We start from the raw sequence: 15,870 nt of genomic DNA, 5'->3' as shown, positions 1-15,870 counted from the left end.
GCCGTCAGTTGCGAGCAGGATTGTCGATGCTGGTCCGAGCGGGCGGCTCTGGACAGCGGCGACCCGCGCTCCTATTTAGTTATCGCGATAAGCAAATAGGAGATTCAGCATGTCGGTCGATGTGAAATACAGCACCACGGCAACCGCCACTGGCGGTCGTGACGGTGAGGCACGGTCGGAGGACGGCCGGTTCGCGGTGGCCCTGTCGACGCCCAAGGAGCTTGGTGGCGCCGGTGGTGACGGAAGCAACCCGGAACAGCTATTCGCGGCGGGCTATTCGGCCTGCTTCATCGGCGCGCTGAAGGTCGCCGGACAGCAGCTGAAGGTGAAGCTGCCCGACGATGTGTCGGTGACCGCCAAGGTCGGCATCGGTCCGCGCAGTGCGGGCGGGTTCGGCATCACCACCGATCTGACCGTCGCGCTGCCGGGTCTCGACCGCGAGCAGGCGCAGAAGCTGGTCGATACCGCGCACCAGATCTGCCCCTATTCGAACGCCACGCGCGGCAATGTCGATGTCGGCCTGACGCTCGCCTGACCCACGGGGTGGCCGGCCGCGCGAGCGGCCGGCCGTTCCGTCACGCGCCTGCGGCGTCGACCTGGTCGAGATAGTCCGCATAACCCTCGGCTTCCATCGCGTCGCGCGGGACGAAGCGGAGTGCGGCCGAGTTGATGCAGTAGCGCAGCCCGCCGCGGTCGCGCGGCCCGTCCTCGAAGACATGCCCCAGATGGCTGTCCGCGCCTGCCGAGCGGACCTCGGTGCGGACCATGCCATGGCTGCGGTCATGCAGTTCGGCGACATGCGCGGGGGTGATCGGCTTGGTGAAGCTCGGCCAGCCGCAATGCGAATCAAACTTGTCGGCCGACGCGAACAGCGGTTCGCCCGAGACGATGTCGACATAGAGCCCGGGTTCGCGGGTGTTGAGATAGGATCCCGTCCCGGGCCGCTCGGTGCCGCTTTCCTGCGTGACGTAATATTGCTCGGGCGTCAGCTTGGCGAGCGCGGCGTCGGTCTTCTTATACTCTGTCATGCTGTCCTCTCACGCGGCGATCCGCGTCGGTTGGCCGGCCGGGATGCGCGAAAGCTGCGTCCGGTCAGCAGGGTGCCGACGGGATATAGGGGGCATTGGCGCTATAGGAATGGCCGCGCGACGGTGAAGGCCAGCCTGATGAGCCGGTGCCCGGGCCGCGATCTTCGCAATCCCGGGGCATGTGGCGCCCCTGCGCACGGCACGCCTTGCCAGCATTCAGCCTTTCATCTAGTATTAACCATCCAATCTCATTCCGTTTACCATGATGCGCCATGATGTACGGCGATGATCGACGACCATCCCAAGTCAAGAGCATGCATGTCCGCGTAGATCTACGTGGGAAATATTGTACATTTGTTCAGGTCTTCGCAATGCCATTGGCGTATAACTGCATCGATGAGGCGGCATGTTTTCAAGAAGCCTCTTGATGACAGATACGGCTTGACATGAGTGGCGCAAGGTATGTCCTGCTGCGCCCAGTCCTGGGAATTACCAATGGCTATCAACAACATGCGCGTCCAATTCGCGCTGGCGTCCGCGCTCGGCCTGACCGCTTTCGTCGGCCTTCCGGCATCGGCGCAGACCACCGGCACGACGATCGCCGCCAACGCTGAAGTCACCGAGAGCTGCGTGGTCACCTCGACCGCTCTGCAGTTCGGCGGCGCCGATGTGACCGATGGCGCCGCGCATGCGGGCACCGGTGGTCTGAACGTCATGTGCACGATGGACACAGGATGGACCGCAACGGCAGATATCGGCACCGGCACCGGCGCAACGATGGCCTTGCGCGGGATGACCTCGACCGCCGGGGGCGGCCAGCCGCTGAACTACGTCCTGTACAATGACAACACCACGACCAGCCCATGGGGTGATGGCACGGGCGGCACCTTGCCGATCACCGGCACCGGCGCCATTGTGCCGATCGTGCTGGCCGGCAGCATCCCGGCTGGCCAGACGGGCATACCAGCAGGAACCTATGCGGATGTCGTCCAGGTCACGGTTAACTACTAAGCTCTTCAAGCAATGCGCTTTATAAGCCTCTTGCAGACCGGTCGCCTCACGGCGGCCGGTCTTTGCATGGCCGCCGCCATCGCCCTGCCCGGCGATGCGGTCGCGAGCAACTTCCGCGTCAGCCCGGTCACGCTCACCCTGCCCGCCAACCGCCCGATCGGATCGCTGACCATCACCAATGGCGAGGATGTACCGGTATCGATCCGGGTGTCCGCCTTTCGCTGGACCCAGGTTGACGGCAAGGACGTCTATACGCCGACCGACGACCTGATCGCGTCGCCACCCATCTTCACCGCCGCGACGCGGGCGCCGCAACTCGTCCGCATCGGCGTGCGGCACCGCGTGCCCAATGCCGCCTATCGCGTGATGCTGCGGGAGATCCCCGGGCCGGCGACAGCGAACGGCGTGCGCATCGCGGTCAAGCTGAACCTGCCGCTCTATATCGTCGCCGATCCGGCCGCCAAGGCTGACGTCGCCTGGACCGCCTGGCGGCGTCCGGCCGGCGACATCGTGCTCGAGGCGCGCAACACCGGCGGCGCCATCGCGCAGGTCACCGGCATCGCACATCGGACGGGGACGGGGACGGGCGGCACATCGACCGTGTTGAGCAACGCGATGGGCGTCGTCCTGCCGCAGAGCATGCGCCAATGGGAGATCGGCAAGCACCCCGAACTCACGACCGGGACGCCGCTGACGCTCGCGATCCGCACCGCCGATGGCGAGCACGAAGTCACGGCGAATCTGGCCGCGCGCTAGTCTGGCAATCGTGCTTCTGGCCGCGGGTTCGCCCGGCATCGCTGCCGACCCCGCGCCCATCCCGGCTGCGGGGCAGGCCGCGGCGCCGGCGGACCTGCGTCTGGCGTTGCTCGCGATCCGGATCAACGGCATCGATCAGCCCGATCCGGTCTGGGTGCTGTACGATGCGGATGCGCTGTACGTCACCGGAGACGCGGCGCTCGCCTGGCGGCTGGTGCTGAAAGAGGACGATACGCGGCTGTTCGAGGGCGAGACCTATCTTCGGCTCGACACGGCGGAAGGACTCGTCGCCGGCCTCGACGATGCGACGCAGACGTTGTCGATCACCGCGCCGGCGCATTGTTCATGCCGTCGAGCGCGCTGCTGTCGGGCCGGACCGACGGGCCGATGACGCGCAGCGGGATCGGCGGCTTCCTCAATTACGACCTGTCCGCACAGACCGCGTCAGGCGCGTCCTCGCTCGACGGTCTGTTCGAGCTGGGCGCGTTCAGCGGCGCGGGGACGATGGGGACGGGCTTCATCGCTGGCACGGGGAATAGTGGCGACGGACGGCGCAGCCTCGTCAGGCTGGATACCAACTGGACGATCGACGACCCGGCGCGGCTGCGATCGCTGCGGATCGGCGACGGCGTGACGCGCGGCAGCACCGGAACCGGCGCGCTGCGGTTCGCGGGCCTTCAGCTCGCGACCAATTTCGCGACGCAGCCGGGCTATCTGACGATGGCGCTGCCGACGCTGAACGGCAGCGCGGCCGTCCCCTCGGTCGTCGACCTCTATGTCAACAACATCCTCCAGAACCGCCAGACGGTCGCGTCCGGACCGTTCGCGCTGACCGACGTCCCGGTGGTCAATGGCAGCGGCGATATCCAGCTGGTGGTGCGTGACGCGCTGGGTCGCGAGACGCGGGTGACGCAATCCTATTATGCCGCGCCGCAGATCCTCCGCCGGGGGCTGCATGATTTCTCGTACGAGATCGGCGTGTTGCGCCGCAATTTCACGCGGGCGAGCTTCGACTATGGCACGCCGATCCTGTCGGCGACGCATCGCTACGGCGTGACCGAGCGGCTGACGGTCGAGGCGCATGGCGAAACCACCCGCAAGATGCAGGCGACCAGCATGCAGGTCAGCGCCTTGTGGCCCGCGGTCGGGATCTTCTCGCTCTCGGCCGCGGGCAGCCATTCGGACCGAGGCGGCGGCGGCCTGTTCGGGATCGGGTTCGAACGCCAGACGCGCGGCCTGTCGCTGGGCGGCAATGGCGAGATCACCACCGCGGACTATGCGACGGTCGGCGATTCGACAGCCTATCGACGCGCGCGCAGCACGGTGACCGGCTTTATCGGCACGCCCACGCCCTATGGATCGGTCACCGCTTCGGTCCTGTGGCGCCGCAGCCGTGACCAGCGGGGCGATATCCTGTCGGGCAATGCCAATGCGTCGATGCGGCTCCGTCGGATCGGCGCGCTCAGCCTCAATGCGAGCCGGAGCTTTGCCGGCGCGCGCGACACGACGGTGCAGTTCCGCCTCACCGTCCCGTTCGGCCAGCGGACGAGCGCCACCGCCGGCGTGCAGCTGCGCGACGGCGAACTGGGCGCGACGACGACGCTGCAACGCAACCTCCCTTATGGAGACGGCGTCGGATACCGGCTGCAGGCGGAAACCGGGGCGATCGAGCGGCTTGATGCAGAGGTCAATGCCCAGAGCGGCATCGGCCGTATCGATGCGCAGGTGACCCGGCTGAACGGGGCGTCGGGCGGGCGGCTGCAGCTGGTCGGATCGGTCGCGACGGTCGATGGCGCGGTGTTCGCCGCACGCCGGATCGAGCAGAGCTTCGGGACCGTGCGTGTCGGCCCCTACGCCAATGTCCGCGTCTATTCGGACAACCAGCTGGTCGGCCGCACGAACGCGGCGGGCGTGCTGGTCATCCCGCGGCTGCTGCCGTTTCAGGACAATCATATCCGGATCGAGGCCGAGGACCTGCCGCTCGACGCGATCATCGACGAGACCAAGCGTACGGTGCGGCCCTATGATCGCAGCGGCGTCGCAGTACGGTTCGGCGCGCGCGCCGCAAGCGATGCGCGGCTCCGGGTGGTCGGTGCGGACGGCAACCCGCTTCCCGCCGGCACCGTGCTTCACCTGAACGGCGCGGGCGAAGCCTTTCTGCTGGCGCCCGGCGGCGACGCCTATCTGACCGGGCTGGCCACGCGCAATCGCGTATCCGCCACCTTTGCCGGCGGCGGGTGCGCTTTCGCCTTCGACTTCGTCCCCGCCGGACAGACCCAACCCGATCTCGGAACCTTCACATGCACCTCATGATCGGTCGCAGCGCGACCACCGTCGCGTTTGCGTTCCTGATACTGGCGGCGCCGGCATCGGCGGCCAGTTGCAGCGTCAGCCCGCAGCAACTGAGTCTGGGCCGCTATGATCCGTTCGCATCGGCGCCACAGGATGCCGTCACCAGCATCGCGATCAGCTGCGACGTCGAGACCAGCGTCGTCATCGCGATCGGCCCGGGCAATGGCGACTATGGCGCGCGGAGCATGACCGGCGGCGCCCAGGCGCTGCTCTACAATCTCTATATCGATCCTGCGCACTCCAGGGTCTGGGGCGACGGCACCAATGGCAGCAGCACCGTCAGCAGCACCGCGGTCGCGACCAGCACCGCGATTCCCGTCTATGCCCGCGCACCGGCCCGCCAGACGCAGCTGAAGCCGGGATCCTACAGCGACATCCTCTGGGTCAGCATCACCTATTGAACGCCCGCGACAGCCCCCTCGAACTCTTAAACTTTACCGTGTAACGCCGAATTTCATCGTCCCGGCCGCGGCACCATTTTCGGGCCCCTGGCACCGCCACCGACCGGAGCAGCCATGATCCTATACGTCATCGACGACGACAGCGGCACGCGGCGGCATCTGCAGGCCTGTCTGAAGCCGTCGGGCATCACGGTCTGGCCCTTTGCCCATGCCGACCTGTTCCTCGAGCAATTGCCGACGCTCAAGTCTGCGCCGATCCTGATCGAACTGCGGACGCCGCCGGCGCACGGCCTGGGGCTGCTCTCCGCGCTGGCGCTGCGCGACATCCGCTGGCCGGCGATCGCGATCACGGCGCGGACCGATGCGACGGTCACCGTCGAGGCGATGAAACTGGGCGCGACCGAGGTGCTCGACATGCCGCTCGAGCCCGAAACGCTGGCGGCGGCGCTGGACCGCGCGTTCGAACGGGTCGCGACGCTGGTGAACTGGACGCTGCAGCGCGGCGCGGCGCGCGCGCGTCTCGACCTGCTGACCGAGCGCGAGCGCAATGTCGTGCGCGCGATGATCGTCGGCCAGACGAACAAGGCGATCGCGCAGGCGATGGCGATCAGCCCGCGTACGGTCGAGGGGCATCGCGCGCAGGCGCTGCGCAAGCTGAACGTCAGCAGCGTGGCGGAGATGGTCTATGTCGCGGTCGATGGCGGGCTTGCCCCCCGCGAACGCTGGCTCGACACCCCCGAACTCGCGCGCAGCCTGCGTGAGGGGTCGCCGCTGGCGAACCACGTGCCACAGCTGCCCGACCCGGGCCGGTCCCGCTTCGACAATTTCGCCGCGACCTCTCCCGATGGCATTCTATGTGCGGATCATGACGGCCGGATCATCGTCTGGAACGCGGCGTGCGAGACGCTGTTCGGTTTCAGCACCGACCAGGCTCTGGGGCAGACGATCGCCATCATCGATCCGCGAGAACGGGGTAATGCCCTGAGCCTGCAGCAACTCGCGGCCCGCGGCGCGGCACATCTGGTCGGGACGACCGTCACCCTCGAGGCGACGCACCGCGGCGGGTCGAAACTGGCCGTCACCCTGTCGCTGTCGATGTGGCGCGAGGACGGCCAGACGCATTTCGGCGCGATCATCCGCAAGACCGACGCGCCACGCCTTGCCGAACCGGACTGACGCGCAGGGATCGGCCGATCCCTGCGCGTCGGTCCGGAGAAGCGAAACGCGCCCTAGACGTCGAGATTGGCGACGTTAAGCGCGTTGTCCTGGATGAACTCGCGCCGCGGTTCGACGACTTCGCCCATCAGCTGCGTGAAGATCTCGTTCGCGCTCTCGGCATTGACCGCGGTCACGCGCAGCATCGAGCGGACCGACGGATCGAGCGTGGTTTCCCACAGCTGTTCCGCGTTCATCTCGCCCAGCCCCTTGTAGCGCTGGATCGCGAGGCCCTTGCGGCCCGCGGCGAGGATCGCGTCGAGCAGATGGCTCGGGCGCGACACCTGCGTCGAGCCGCGCGTCGCGACCGCGGTGGCGGACCCGATCACGCCGGCACCGGTCTCTGCGGCGTCTTCCGCCTCGGGCTCGTCGGCGTGCGCCGCCTTGCTCGCGGGGACGAGGTTCGAGGTGCGCGCATAGCTGTCCGACTGCTCGGCCGACAAAGCGTGCAGCTTGCGCGCCTCGGCCGAAACGAGGAAGCTCGCCTCGATGATGTGGTGATCGGTCACCCCGCGCCACGCACGCTGGAAATGGATGCCGCCATCCTGCGTCAGCTCGGCGGTCCAGCGCGCATCGCCGTCGTCGAGTTCGAGGCGACGCGTGACGATCTCGAGCCGCGACGTGCGGTCCGCGACCGACGCCTCGGGATCGAACACGCCGCCCAGCGCCAGCGCCTCGATCATGCCCGCGTCATAGCGCTTGGGGACGTAGCGCATCAGCGTGCGCATGCGGCGCGCGTGATCGACCAGATCCTTCAGGTCGCGACCCGAGCGGGCGCCGCCGGGCCCTTCGAGGACCATCGATCCGACGCCTGCATCGACCAGATATTCGTCGAGCGCGGCATCGTCCTTCAGGTACATTTCGGAGCGGCCCTTGGTCGCCTTGTAGAGCGGCGGCTGCGCGATGTAGAGATAGCCGCCCTCGATGATCTTGGGCATGTGACGGTAGAACAGCGTCAGCAACAGCGTGCGGATGTGCGCGCCGTCGACGTCTGCGTCGGTCATGATGACGATCTTGTGATAGCGCAGCTTGTCCGCGTTGAAGTCGTCGCGGATGCCGGTGCCCATCGCGGTGATGAGCGTGCCGATCTCGCGGCTCGACAACATGCGATCCTCGCGCGCGCGCTCGGTGTTGAGGATCTTGCCGCGCAGGGGGAGGATCGCCTGGAAATGGCGATCGCGGCCCTGCTTGGCCGAACCGCCGGCCGAGTCACCCTCGACCAGGAACAGCTCGGACTTGGCGGGATCGCGCTCCTGGCAGTCGGCGAGCTTGCCGGGCAGCGAGGCGATGTCCATCACGCCCTTGCGGCGCGTCAGTTCGCGGGCGCGCTTGGCGGCTTCGCGCGCGGCGGCGGCGTCGATGATCTTGGCGACGATCGCCTTGCCGTGCGCGGGGTTCTCCTCGAGCCATTCGGCCATCTTGTCGGCCATCAGGCTTTCCAAGGGCTGGCGGACTTCGGACGAAACGAGCTTGTCCTTGGTCTGGCTGCTGAACTTCGGGTCGGGCAGCTTGACCGAGACGATCGCGGTGAGCCCCTCGCGCATGTCCTCGCCGGTGAGCTGGACCTTTTCCTTCTTCAACAGGCCCGACTTCTCGGCATAATTGTTGAGCGTGCGCGTCAGCGCGGCGCGGAACGCGGCCATGTGCGTGCCGCCGTCGCGCTGCGGAATGTTGTTCGTGAAGGCGAGGACGTTCTCGTAATAGGAGTCGTTCCACTGCAGCGCGACGTCCATCGTGACGTCGTCGCGCGTGCCCGAAATCGCGACCGGCTCGGGCATCAGCGGCAGCTTGGCGCGATCGAGATACTTCACGAACGCGGCGATCCCGCCTTCGTAATAGAGCTCGACGGTCTTCAGTTCCTCGTGCCGTGCGTCGGTCAGGAACAGGCGCACGCCCGAATTGAGGAAGGCGAGTTCGCGGTAGCGGTGCTCGAGCTTGTCGAAGTCGAAATCGGTGATCTTGAAGGTGGCGGGCGACGGGAAGAAGGTAACGCGCGTCCCCTTCTGGCCCTCGGCCGCGTCGCCGACGATCTTGAGCGGGAGCACCGCGTCGCCGAACGCGAAGCGCATGTAATGCTCCTTGCCGTCGCGCCAGATCGTCAGGTCAAGCCATTCGCTGAGCGCGTTGACGACCGAGACGCCGACGCCGTGCAGGCCGCCCGAGACCTTGTAGGCGTTCTCGTCGCTGGTGTTCTCGAATTTACCGCCGGCGTGGAGCTGGGTCATGATGACCTCGGCCGCCGACACGCCTTCCTCGGTGTGGATGCCGGTCGGGATGCCGCGGCCATTGTCGGTGACGCTGACCGAGCCGTCGGCGTTCAGGACGATGTCGATCCGATCGCAATGCCCGGCAAGCGCCTCGTCGATCGCGTTGTCGCTGACCTCGAACACCATGTGGTGGAGGCCCGATCCGTCGTCGGTGTCGCCGATATACATGCCGGGGCGCTTGCGGACCGCGTCGAGGCCCTTGAGGACCTTGATCGAGTCTGCGCCATAGTCGCCCTGGTTGGGCAGGTTGGGATTGTTGGATTCAGGGTTGGATGCCATGCCCAGCATATAGGCATCGCACGCCCGAAACGGAAGCGAAATGGCCTGTGGGGCCGGGGGTCGGGTCGTGAGGCGTAGGACCGCGTTCGGCTCTGGCCTTGCTCCAAACACGTCGCCTCCCCGGCGGAGGCCGGGGCCCAGTTGGAAAGGTGGTCGTAACGCAGCGACGCCTTCCGTCAGATGACGTCCCCCACCTGGGCCCCGGCCTTCGCCGGCGTGGTGGAGGCAGGCCTGCCCCTCTCCCCTCGGGGGAGAGGGAGTTGGTGGTCAGAAGCGGTCGGCGCGTTGGCCGAGCAGGGTCACTTCGACACGGCGGTTGAGTCGCATGCCGGCGGCGGTCGCGTTGGTCGCGACCGGCTGGCGCTCGCCATGGCCGACGACGCTGAAGCGTGCGCGGACGACATCCATGTCGTCGAACGCCTGGCGGACGCTCGCCGCGCGACGCTCGGACAGGTCCTGGTTGTGCGCATCGGACCCGCGCGAATCGGTGAATCCGTCGATTGCGACGCGGACCCCCGGATTGCCGCGCAGATAGCGCGCGAGCGGGCGCAGCTTCTCGATCGCCCCGGGGCGCAGCACCGCGCTGTCGGTGCGGAACAGCACGTCCTCCTGCAGGGTCAGCGTCGCGCCGCGTGGCGTCTGGCGGAAGCCGTAGTTGCGCATCGCGCCGCGGTCCCACGTCGTGGTGGTCTCGACCACAGTGGTGCCGCCGCCGCGGTCGCCGCGATAGCCTCCCGGGTCGCGGGCATAGGCGGCCCAGTCGAACCGGTCGCGACGCGGCCCGGCGATGCGGGCGAATTCGCGGTTGGCGTCACCGGCTTCCTGCCGGTTGATCCGGCCATCGCCGTTCGCGTCGAAATTGGGCATCACGAACGCACGGCCCCGCGCGGTATTGCGGAGTTCGGGAAACAGGATCGGCACGCCGGCGCCCGCCAGCCTGTAACCGGGGCGCGACCAGGGCGGGTTGCTCATGTCATAGCGCGCCTGCGCGAATGCCGGTGCGGTGGTTGCCGCGATCATGACCAGTCCGAATGCGGCGCGTGCGATAGTCGTCTTCATCATGTCTCTCCGTCGCCCCCGTGATGGACCGGGGCGCGATGGACCGGGATGTGCCCGCGCCCGCTTGAACCCCTCGTGACGCGCATCGACAGCGCGCGTTCAGCCAGGCCCGACCGCGATCCGCGTCGCCTGCGCGTCGATCGCATCGAACAGCGCATCCTCGGTGCCGGTCATCCACACCTGCCCGCGCCCCGCCAGCCGGTCGAACAGCGCCGCACGCCGCGCCGGATCGAGATGCGCCGCGACCTCGTCGAGCAGCAGGACCGGCGGCTGGCCAGTCCGCTCGGCGACCAGCTCGGCATGCGCGAGGACGATGCCGAGCAGCAGCGCCTTCTGCTCGCCGGTCGAGGCGAGCGACGCGGCGCGTGCCTTGTCGTGGTGCGTGACGATCAGGTCGACACGGTGCGGCCCGACCAGGGTCCGCCCGGCAGCGGCGTCACGCGCACGACCCTGGGCGAGCGCGACCGCGAGCGGCGCGGCATCGCCGGCCCAGCCGTCGAGCGCGAGCCCCGCCCGCGGAAATGCGCCGTCCGTCTCGCCCGCCAGCCGCGCGCCGAGCAGGTCGACCGTTTCGCGCCGCGCGGCATCAAGCGCGTCGCCATGCTCGGCCATCTGCGCCTCGAGCGCGGACAGCCAGTCGCCATCGGGACGGCCTTCGTCGCCGAGCAGCCGGTTGCGCGCGCGCATCGCCGCCTCGTAGCGCGCGGCATGATGCGCATGACCTGACGCGAGCGCGAGCGTCAGCCGGTCGAGAAAGCCGCGGCGTTCGCCCGCGGGGGCGACGAACAGCCGGTCCATCGCGGGGGTGAGCCACAACACCGTCAGCCATTCGGCGAGCGTATTGGCGGTGGTGGTCGCACCCTGGACGCGGACGATGCGGCGCTCAGGCGCCGAAGTCAGCGCGCCGGTCGCGATATCGACATCGCCGATGTGGCTACCAGCGTCGGCATATTGGTCACGTTCGGCCCCAGCTACGGACGTCTCACCTCGCGCGGAGGGGCAGAGCGTTGCTGCGACGCCGAAACCGCCCGCACCGCCCTGCCGCGCCATCTCGCCGAGCGCCGCCCGGCGCAGCCCCCGGCCGGGGGCGAGCAGCGAGACCGCCTCAAGGATATTGGTCTTGCCCGCGCCGTTCGCGCCGGTCAGCACCACGAACCCCGCCCCCGGCTGGAGCGTCAGGTCGGCATGATTGCGGAAATCGGTGAGGACGAGGCGCGACAGCATCGCACCGGCCTTAGCGGCAATCTAAGTGCGCTGTCAGCCTTCGCGTCAGGCGGCGATCCGCTCGGGCCCGGTGCCCGCTCCCGCCTTCTGCGCGCTCAGATAGGAGGCGAGCACGGGACCGAGTTCGCGTTGTGCGTGCAGATAGGCGACCGGCGTCGCGATACCGAGCCGCGCGCGTGCCGCATCAAGCGGCTCGTGCAGCAGGGTCAGATAATCCTCGCCCGAAATCCATTCTGCCTTGCGGCCATTGCGATAGCCTTCCCAGACCGCCTTTGCGAACAAGGCGTTGCCGGTCACACGGAGGCTCTTGAGCGCCGCCGCCGACCCGATCAGCGCCCAGCCGAGCCCGCCGACCTGCGCATAGCTGAACGCGACGAGCGCCGCCTCACCGAGACTCTCGTCCGCCTTGTAGCCGGTCAGCACGTGCCAGATGTCATGCGTGTCGCGCACCCGCCGGCCGAACCACGCATAGGGATGCGCCAGATCGTCCTCGCTCGGCACCAGCCGCGACACCTCGACCAGCCCGTCCGCCGAATAACCCGTCGTCTCGAGGAAATGGCGATAGGCCGCGCCGACCGTGCCGGGCGCAAAGCTCGCGACGAACGCCGGATCGGAGAAGCGCCGTGCGAGCTCGACCTGCTCATAGGCGATCCGCCCGCCCCGCTCGGTCGCGATCAGCCGCGCATAGTTCATCGGCGCGTTGCCGACGTTCAGCGCGCGCATGATCCGGAACACCTGAGTCGTGTCGTCGCCATTGGCGAGGAGCTTCCGGATCGCATCCATCGCGGTCCGCCAGTCGCGACGACCGGTCGTACCAGGAAAGGGAGGAAGCTTCGCCATCGAGTCGACTCCTTACTAACAGCAATGTCAGTATCAGATCCGCTCTAGCCTTCAAACGAAAAAGGCCACCCCGCAGGATGGCCTTTCGATCGATCGCCAGCGTGCGCCGGTCAGACGCGCATCGGCATCAGCACGTAGAGCGCGGGCGACTTGTCGTTCTCGCGGATCAGCGTCGGCGCGGCGGCGTCGGCGAGGTGAACCTCGACCATGTCGCCGTCGATCTGCGCGAGGATGTCCATCAGATAGCGGCTGTTGAAGCCGATCTCGAACGGGAGCGCGACATAATCGCCGGGGACTTCCTCCGCGGCGGTGCCGTTTTCGGGCGAGGTCACCGACAGCGTGATCTTGTCGCGGTCGAGCGCCATCTTCACGGCGCGGGTCTTCTCGGTGGCGATCGTCGACACGCGGTCGACGCCTTCCATGAAGCTCTTGGGGTCGATCTTGAGGATCTTGTCGTTGCCGGTCGGGATCACGCGGCTGTAATCGGGGAAGGTACCGTCGATCAGCTTCGAGGTCAGGATCGCCTGCCCAAGGTCGAAGCGGATCTTGGTCGGCGACAGCGAGACGCCGACCGACCCGTCGACCTCGTCCAGCAGCTTCCGGAGCTCCGCGATGCATTTGCGCGGCACGATCACGTCGGGCATCGATTCGGCGCCCTCCGGGCGCGGCAGCGTGACGCGCGCGAGGCGGTGACCGTCGGTCGCGGCGGCCTTCAGCACTGGGTTCGCGCTGTCGCCGTCCGCGACGTGGAGGAAGATGCCGTTGAGATAATAGCGCGTCTCTTCGGTCGAGATCGCGAAGCGCGTCTTGTCGATGATCTGCTTGAGCGTCTCGGCGGGCAGTTCGAACTGGGTCGGCAGTTCGCCTTCCGCGATCACCGGGAAGTCGTCGCGCGGCAGCGTGCCGAGCGAGAAGCGTGCGCGGCCCGCGATGATGCTCATCCGGCCTTCGGAGGCGGCGAGCTGGACCTGGCTGCCCTCGGGAAGTTTGCGCGCGATGTCGAACAGTGTGTGCGCGGACACGGTGGTCGCGCCGGGCTGGTCGACCGCGGCTGCAATCGATTCGTTGATCTGCAGATCCAGATCGGTCGCCATCAGCTTCAGCGTGCCCTCGGCCGTCGCCTCGATCAGCACGTTCGACAGGATGGGGATGGTGTTGCGCCGTTCCACCACGGACTGGACATGGCTCAGCCCCTTGAGGAGCGTTGCGCGTTCGATCGTCGCCTTCATCAAAATTCCCCCGGCCTCCACAGCCGGATTCGGGGCTGGGGGCAATCCGCAGATGGCTTACCCAACAATAAAGGGTCGGAGCAAGCGCCCCGACCCTTCTTTGATCACGGTAAACGTCGCGTTAAACCGCAATCAGAAGCGGAAGCCATAGCTGGCGACGACCTGATGACGATCGGTGTCGACGTCGAATCGGCCGCTGGTGCCGCCGGTCGCATAGTCGATGTTGCTGCGCTCATAGTTCGAATAGCGATATTCGAGCTTGGCATAGCTGTTCGGGCCGACCGCATGCTCGGCGCCCGCGCCGATCCGCCAGCCGTCGAGGTTGAAGTCGGTGTCGGTGGTCTGGTTGGTGTCGCCCGCCAGCACGTTCAGCTTGGCGTTGGTGTAGCCGCCCTTCGCATAGATCATGGTCGTCGGCGCGACGACATAGCCGACGCGACCACCGACATAGATGTCGCGGCCCTGCTTGACGCGACCGAAGCCGAAGTCGCTGGTATAGTCGTTGCGGTCGCTCTTTGCGGTCGAACCGGTCAGTTCGGCCTCGGCGCCGAGCACGATGTTGCTCGAGGTCGCGATGTCGTAGCCGATGCCGCCGCCGTAGAGCAGGCCGTCGATCTTCTGGTCGTCGCGCCCGTTGTTGTTGGACACGCTGCTGCCGGCGCCAGTGTGGTCGTAGCCGAGCGTGGCTTCGACGCGCGGGCCGGTGAAGGTCGGGTTGGTCTGTGCCAGCGCGGGGGCGGCGACGGCGGTGGTCGCGAACAGCGATGCGGCGATAAGCTTACGCATTGGGATACTCCATTGATCTTCGTCACCCCCGAACGCGGGGTGGATGGCTCCAATGGACCAATCCGACAGGCGTTGCATGAACCCCAGATAAACACGGAAATCCGTTGCTTTTGCGCAACAGGGGGTTGAAATGCGGGCCATGATTCCAAGCCCTCGGCAACGTGCAGCGGACCTCGGTCCAACCGGCAAACCGCCCGTCAGGCTTGGCCGGGATTTCGTCGCGCGGCACGGCGAAACCGTATTCAACGCCGCGCACCGGTTGCAGGGCGATGCCGCGCACACGCCGCTGACGCGCGCCGGATTCGCGCAGGCCGACGAGCTCGGCCGTGCGTTGCGGGACCTGCTCGGGGCCAGGCCTGCTCTGACGCTGTGGGCGTCACCGACCGGGCGTGCGCTGCAGACGCTGGCGGTGATCTGCGAGCATCTCGAGCTCGACTGGCACGATGCGCGTACCGACCCGCGGCTGGTCGAGATCGACATGGGCTCGTGGGGCGGCCGCTATTATGCCGATGTCGTCGACGAGGTCGGGCCGGTGATGATGCCCGGCGGCACGCTGAAGCCCGCGCCCGACGGAGAGACCTATCCGCAGATCGCGACACGGGTCGGCGGCTGGCTGGCGGACACCGCGCAGGACCCGGGCGACCGGCTGGTGATCATGCACGGGATTTCGAGCCGGGTGATGCTTGGCGCGATGACGGGTGCGCCGGTCGATCCGGTGCTCGGCGCCGCGGTTGCGCCCGGGTTGCCGCAGGGGTCGGTGACGCTAGTCGCGCAGGGCCGCGCGACCGTCCCGCACCGCGGCACCGGCTTCGCCCCCGCGTGAAGCTGGCGGTGCTGCTGGCCTTCGCGGTCGCGACACCGGCGACGGCGCGCGACACGATCGGCATCTACCGGGGATGGGGCGCGTTCCGCGACGCGGCGCCGCCGCGCTGCTACGCGATCGCGCGGCCGGTGATGGCGGGTGGGCGCACGACGGGTTTCGCGACCATCGCGACCTGGCCGAAGCGCGGCCTGCGCGCCTCGCTGTACATCCGCCTCAGCCGCGAGCGCGATCGCTCCGCCGGGGTGACGCTGACGGTCGGCGAACGCCGGTTTGCGCTGGCCGCAAACGGGCTGGACGCGTGGGCGAGCGATGCCCCCAGCGACCGCGCGATCGTCGCCGCGCTGCGATCGGGACGCAGCATGAGCGTCGAGGCGGTCGGGGTCGGCGGCCGGCCGTTCGCGGATGTCTATGCGTTGTCGGGCGCGGCGACGGCGATCGATGCCGCGGTGCTGGCGTGTCGCGGGGGGTAAGAACGCGCCGAACATCTGCGCCTCCCCGGCGGAGGCCGGGGCCCAGGTGGAAAGGTGGTCGTAACGACGGGCTGGCCGTCCTTACCTCCGTTCCCCAACTGGGCCCCGGCCTTCGCCGGGGAGGTGTTAT

General features: G+C 67.8%; 16 protein-coding genes. 9 read left to right on the top strand and 7 right to left on the bottom strand.

The window, feature by feature from the left end; genetic code table 11:
• Positions 1 to 109 precede the first annotated feature (109 nt).
• The gene (locus ASE89_RS01825) at positions 110 to 535 is read left to right on the top strand and encodes an organic hydroperoxide resistance protein (protein ID WP_056673505.1); all 426 of its coding nucleotides are present in this window, start codon (positions 110 to 112) and stop codon (positions 533 to 535) included.
• A gap of 40 nt (positions 536 to 575) precedes the next feature.
• Here ASE89_RS01825 and msrB read toward each other — a convergent pair whose 3' ends face one another.
• The gene (msrB, locus tag ASE89_RS01820; protein WP_031440471.1) at positions 576 to 1,028 is read right to left on the bottom strand and encodes a peptide-methionine (R)-S-oxide reductase MsrB; all 453 of its coding nucleotides are present in this window, start codon (positions 1,026 to 1,028) and stop codon (positions 576 to 578) included.
• Positions 1,029 to 1,523: 495 nt separating this feature from the next.
• Between msrB and ASE89_RS01815 the strand changes: the two genes are divergently transcribed.
• The 6 genes from ASE89_RS01815 (at position 1,524) to ASE89_RS01790 (ending at position 6,724) form a co-directional block, all read left to right on the top strand.
• Complete coding sequence (locus ASE89_RS01815; RefSeq protein ID WP_056673502.1) at positions 1,524 to 2,039, top strand: Csu type fimbrial protein; 516 nt, start codon at positions 1,524 to 1,526, stop codon at positions 2,037 to 2,039.
• A gap of 66 nt (positions 2,040 to 2,105) precedes the next feature.
• Positions 2,106 to 2,795 (top strand): fimbrial biogenesis chaperone, encoded by a 690-nt coding sequence (locus ASE89_RS01810; RefSeq protein WP_056673501.1) that lies wholly within the window; start codon positions 2,106 to 2,108, stop codon positions 2,793 to 2,795.
• Positions 2,796 to 2,805: 10 nt separating this feature from the next.
• Positions 2,806 to 3,186, top strand: a complete 381-nt coding sequence (locus ASE89_RS01805; RefSeq protein WP_056673498.1) for a hypothetical protein — start codon at positions 2,806 to 2,808, stop codon at positions 3,184 to 3,186.
• Positions 3,141 to 5,108, top strand: coding sequence for a fimbria/pilus outer membrane usher protein (locus ASE89_RS01800; RefSeq protein ID WP_056673495.1), 1,968 nt, complete (start codon positions 3,141 to 3,143; stop codon positions 5,106 to 5,108). The genes ASE89_RS01805 and ASE89_RS01800 overlap by 46 nt, the downstream gene beginning before the upstream one ends.
• On the top strand, positions 5,096 to 5,548 hold the full coding sequence (locus tag ASE89_RS01795) for a Csu type fimbrial protein (RefSeq protein ID WP_082451185.1): 453 nt from the start codon (positions 5,096 to 5,098) through the stop codon (positions 5,546 to 5,548). The genes ASE89_RS01800 and ASE89_RS01795 overlap by 13 nt, the downstream gene beginning before the upstream one ends.
• 114 nt (positions 5,549 to 5,662) lie before the next feature.
• Positions 5,663 to 6,724, top strand: coding sequence for a LuxR C-terminal-related transcriptional regulator (locus tag ASE89_RS01790; RefSeq protein WP_056673488.1), 1,062 nt, complete (start codon positions 5,663 to 5,665; stop codon positions 6,722 to 6,724).
• 53 nt (positions 6,725 to 6,777) lie between these two features.
• Here the strand turns inward: ASE89_RS01790 and gyrB are convergent, their stop codons facing one another.
• The 6 genes from gyrB to ASE89_RS01760 all read right to left on the bottom strand — a co-directional run bounded on the left by gyrB (position 6,778) and on the right by ASE89_RS01760 (position 14,447).
• Positions 6,778 to 9,309, bottom strand: a complete 2,532-nt coding sequence (gyrB, locus tag ASE89_RS01785) for a DNA topoisomerase (ATP-hydrolyzing) subunit B (protein ID WP_031440465.1) — start codon at positions 9,307 to 9,309, stop codon at positions 6,778 to 6,780.
• A 267-nt stretch (positions 9,310 to 9,576) separates the two neighbouring features.
• Positions 9,577 to 10,368 (bottom strand): OmpA family protein, encoded by a 792-nt coding sequence (locus tag ASE89_RS01780; protein ID WP_236701586.1) that lies wholly within the window; start codon positions 10,366 to 10,368, stop codon positions 9,577 to 9,579.
• A gap of 99 nt (positions 10,369 to 10,467) precedes the next feature.
• Positions 10,468 to 11,592, bottom strand: coding sequence for a DNA replication/repair protein RecF (gene recF / locus ASE89_RS01775; protein WP_056673483.1), 1,125 nt, complete (start codon positions 11,590 to 11,592; stop codon positions 10,468 to 10,470).
• Positions 11,593 to 11,637: 45 nt separating this feature from the next.
• Positions 11,638 to 12,432 (bottom strand): Coq4 family protein, encoded by a 795-nt coding sequence (locus ASE89_RS01770; protein ID WP_056673480.1) that lies wholly within the window; start codon positions 12,430 to 12,432, stop codon positions 11,638 to 11,640.
• Positions 12,433 to 12,542: 110 nt separating this feature from the next.
• Complete coding sequence (gene dnaN, locus ASE89_RS01765) at positions 12,543 to 13,661, bottom strand: DNA polymerase III subunit beta (RefSeq protein WP_031395114.1); 1,119 nt, start codon at positions 13,659 to 13,661, stop codon at positions 12,543 to 12,545.
• 132 nt (positions 13,662 to 13,793) lie between these two features.
• Positions 13,794 to 14,447 carry an outer membrane protein gene (locus ASE89_RS01760; protein ID WP_031439125.1) on the bottom strand — a complete coding sequence of 218 codons (654 nt, stop codon included), beginning with the start codon at positions 14,445 to 14,447 and terminating at the stop codon, positions 13,794 to 13,796.
• 139 nt (positions 14,448 to 14,586) lie between these two features.
• Here ASE89_RS01760 and ASE89_RS01755 point away from each other — a divergent pair, with 139 nt between their 5' ends.
• Both ASE89_RS01755 and ASE89_RS01750 read left to right on the top strand, forming a co-directional pair.
• Positions 14,587 to 15,270: a histidine phosphatase family protein gene (locus ASE89_RS01755; RefSeq protein ID WP_052149309.1), complete on the top strand. Its 684-nt coding sequence runs from the start codon at positions 14,587 to 14,589 to the stop codon at positions 15,268 to 15,270.
• Positions 15,271 to 15,281: 11 nt separating this feature from the next.
• The gene (locus tag ASE89_RS01750) at positions 15,282 to 15,740 is read left to right on the top strand and encodes an invasion associated locus B family protein (RefSeq protein WP_443024338.1); all 459 of its coding nucleotides are present in this window, start codon (positions 15,282 to 15,284) and stop codon (positions 15,738 to 15,740) included.
• Positions 15,741 to 15,870: the final 130 nt, after the last annotated feature.

The organism is Sphingomonas sp. Leaf30 (genome assembly GCF_001422525.1).
Classification (GTDB): Bacteria; Pseudomonadota; Alphaproteobacteria; order Sphingomonadales; family Sphingomonadaceae; genus Sphingomonas; species Sphingomonas aerolata.
Note: the sequence above shows the minus strand (reverse complement) of the source record. Positions and strands in the feature narration are given on the sequence as shown.